The organism is Pseudanabaena sp. BC1403, assembly GCF_002914585.1.
In the GTDB taxonomy this organism is placed as follows: domain Bacteria; phylum Cyanobacteriota; class Cyanobacteriia; order Pseudanabaenales; family Pseudanabaenaceae; genus Pseudanabaena.
The window spans coordinates 1-1,191 of sequence record NZ_PDDM01000070.1 but is presented as its reverse complement, the minus strand read 5'-3'; the positions used below and the strand labels follow the sequence as shown (position 1 = coordinate 1,191).

Sequence of the window (1,191 nt, the reverse complement as noted above, 5' to 3'; positions counted from 1 at the left end):
TGGGAGCATCTCAGTTTGGCACTGAGTAATTATACTCACAAGAATCAAGCATATCATTGAGATAAGCACAGCGATGCTTCAAAACTTGAGAGACATTTTTTCGATTCCATTGAGCACCCGAAATCTTAATGCGTCGCCCAATTTGCTTAATCGAAGATTCGACTGAACCAGAGCCAATAGTCAGACCTAACTTATGGAAGTAACTATATTCAGGAATCCGCAGACAATGGTTGCGTAAATAGTCCACAAAATTCACCGCTCTTTTAAATTTGCAACCCTCAAATAAAGCTATAGCAGACTCAACATCACCATTCCAGAGAAATTGTTCAGCATTTTCTAGTCGGCGCATAGAGCCACCAACGCCATGTAAATGCTCAACCAGATGATACCAATCAAGAATTTCAAAGCGTTGCTCTACGGGAGCAATTTGTGAGAATAAATTCCAAATACCGTCATGTCCATCGCCCAGACAAGAGACAATCTCTGCTAATTCCTGTTGCTGTACCCTCTCAACTAAGGCTTGATTTTCCTGAAAATATGCAATTACTGCTTTTCCTTGTAGGGTAACAGATTTGTAATCTTTCCATTCACTTTTTTTTCCTTTGGCTGTTCTCAGTCTTACTTTGCCTCCGTCCAAGCTCATTTCTTCTACAGTCTCAGCTAACTCTACTTGCGGAAAATTGTATCGTTGTACCAGTCTCTGTTGAGTACTGTGGCTAACCACGATCCCTGTCAACTCCTTAACGTTTTTCATCGCTCGTGCATAGGACTCATTGCCACTGGTGAGCAAGCAGCATTTTTCCATGTGTGGACTAAGCTGGGTTCTTGCTCTTACGTTTAGTTGTTTTGCTTGCTTGCTGGTGATGGTCAGATCGCCAATACAACTTTTCAGATGCCTCTCTTTTCCTGCTTTTGTGCCACTACTTGTCTCGACAAAAAAACACCGATTTTGGGGCTAACATTTTCTAACATTTGCTCTCGCACAGCTAGTTCTATCCCTTCCAAGGTCTTTAACTGTTCGGCATTCTTTGCTTCTGCATTCCGATACAGTATTGCGGCAATTCCTTGGCAGTATTCTTCTAACTTTTGTTGGTCTTCGGGTGTCATTGGCTTCGCACGGGGATTTTGTTCTATTATCTCATCTCTACACTTATAAGCATTTACACTCAGTGCTTAACTGAGATGCTCCCG

Annotated in this window: 1 protein-coding gene; it reads right to left on the bottom strand. The window is 42.1% G+C overall.

The annotated features are described in order from the left end of the window. Positions 1 to 10: 10 nt before the first annotated feature. Positions 11 to 1,107 (bottom strand): ISKra4 family transposase gene (locus CQ839_RS24595; RefSeq protein ID WP_103670932.1). Its coding sequence is split into 2 segments (ribosomal slippage): positions 11 to 942 and positions 942 to 1,107, totalling 1,098 coding nucleotides; the frame shifts between segments, so codons are not numbered across the junction. Positions 1,108 to 1,191: the final 84 nt, after the last annotated feature.